At 42.8% G+C, this 1,800-nt stretch carries 1 protein-coding gene and 1 tRNA gene; both read right to left on the reverse strand.

Translation table 11 applies throughout. The annotated features are described in order from the left end of the window. Nucleotides 1-316: 316 nt before the first annotated feature. Nucleotides 317-402: transfer RNA gene (locus tag KPX09_RS05160), tRNA-Leu, on the reverse strand. Nucleotides 403-413: 11 nt separating this feature from the next. Beyond that, nucleotides 414-1,028: a 30S ribosomal protein S4 gene (rpsD, locus tag KPX09_RS05165; RefSeq protein ID WP_249549288.1), complete on the reverse strand. Its 615-nt coding sequence runs from the start codon at nucleotides 1,026-1,028 to the stop codon at nucleotides 414-416. Nucleotides 1,029-1,800: the final 772 nt, after the last annotated feature.

A 1,800-nucleotide genomic window follows, 5' to 3' on the forward strand; every position in this document is an offset into this window, starting at 1 on the left:
CTCGTATCTTGAAGATAATAGATATACAAAGATCCAGCTTATGATCAGAATACACAACACCTCCTCGTTATAGCGTGAAAAAGATATAAGAGTAGGTGTTAGGAATTGTGCAAGAACAATGAACACCGAGCCCACACAATGCCACCATCTCGCAACAACCTGCGAGTTACCTCAGCAAAAGAGATCACTAGAAATCGCAATCACCCCTAGTATCCAATCATGCGATCAAGACTACTTCAGACGTAACAACAACCCGCAGCTTCCATAAAGTTAGGACAGAACCACTTTACAAAAAAGCAAAACCCCCAAAAGTCCATGGTGCCCATGGGGAGACTTGAACTCCCACGACCCAAAGGTCAACGGATTTTAAGTCCGCAGCGTCTACCATTCCGCCACATGGACAGAGCCTAATATTACCCAGAATAGAATTCCACAACCAGATTAACCTCCATGTTAGCAGGATAAGGAACATCTGAATACTTAGGAACTGCAAGATATTTTACAGAGAGCTTCTCAGTGTTAACGTCTAAGTGATCAGGAACACGCCTTTCTTGAGACTGTACCGCAGCCAATACCATAGGAAGCTGCGCTGCCCTCTTTCTAACCTCTACAACATCACCAGGCTTTACAGAGAAACTAGGTATATTTACTACCCTACCATTCACAGTTACATGCTTATGAGAGACAAGCTGACGTGCAGAGAACATAGTCGGGACAAGACCAGCACTATAAACCACGGATGCAAGCCTAGATTCTAAAGCTCCCACCAAATTATCTCCGGTATCCCCCTTTTTACGGTACGCTTTAAGAAACACATTTCTCAGCTGTCTACTAGAAACAACATAGTAGCACTTGAACTTTTGATGGGCGACAAACTGCCTACCAAAACTTGAAAGCTTTTTGTAACCCATAGCACCGTGCTGACCAGGGGGGTAATTCCTAGTGTTGAACGGGTCTTTAGACCTACCCCACAAGTTAACCCCTAGCCTACGGCTAGCCCTGTATTTTCTATTAACAACCGCTACCATACTACCTACACAAAAACAAAAAACAAACCCCTCAGCGCAGCCACACGAACAGCTGCCGCAACAGCGTAATATCTACGTCCCGGTGGGAAAGTATGATCATTTAAAGGAAGCGTGTCAACCAATTTTGTTAGGAGGAACGGGGACATTTAGTGTGTTCAAACCAGCGCTGTATACTCCATTTTGTATTGTGCATATCATACAAACTTGTTAATGGGGAGGCCAATACGCGCGGGAAAATGTGTGTGATTATCACGATAAAAGTATCTACAGACTCTATAGATGCAATAAAAATTTTTACCTAGGTTAAAAAAACAACGCTGTCACACCCCGTAGGCAAACTGCAGGGAAAAAACCGCTATGTAATTCAAATTTATGCCACAACTAGCTACCGTACACTGACCTTACATATCTATGTATTGCTTGCTGGATAGGTGTTTACGTGGGAAAAACGCAGTTGCGAAACTAAAACAGGCGCTAGCGTATCTCCATCAGGTCGGCTTGTTACTCAATTTACATAATCGTAATATGATGGAAGATCAGCATATCTATTGCGGAGTTCACACCATGCACTAGACTTACAGCACGTTTTCTCCTGATATCATGCAAATGCAGCAGGCCATACATCATATTGATAAATCTTGCTTACTATCGCAAAACGAGAAAAGTCCCATGCGTGTTTTGCACAAACGTACCTCCTTCTCTAAGTTATCTGTTTTATAGTGCACCATGTGAGGTAATAGCCTCTACCAAGGATGTACAATTTTGTTTCTAA

This window comes from Anaplasma phagocytophilum, from assembly GCF_023476575.1.
Lineage (GTDB): Bacteria > Pseudomonadota > Alphaproteobacteria > Rickettsiales > Anaplasmataceae > Anaplasma > Anaplasma phagocytophilum_A.

What these genes read in the sequence shown, in the direction of transcription:
- rpsD (WP_249549288.1), bottom strand. Translation starts at nt 1,028, where the DNA reads ATGGTAGCGGTTGTTAATAGAAAATACAGGGCTAGCCGTAGGCTAGGG.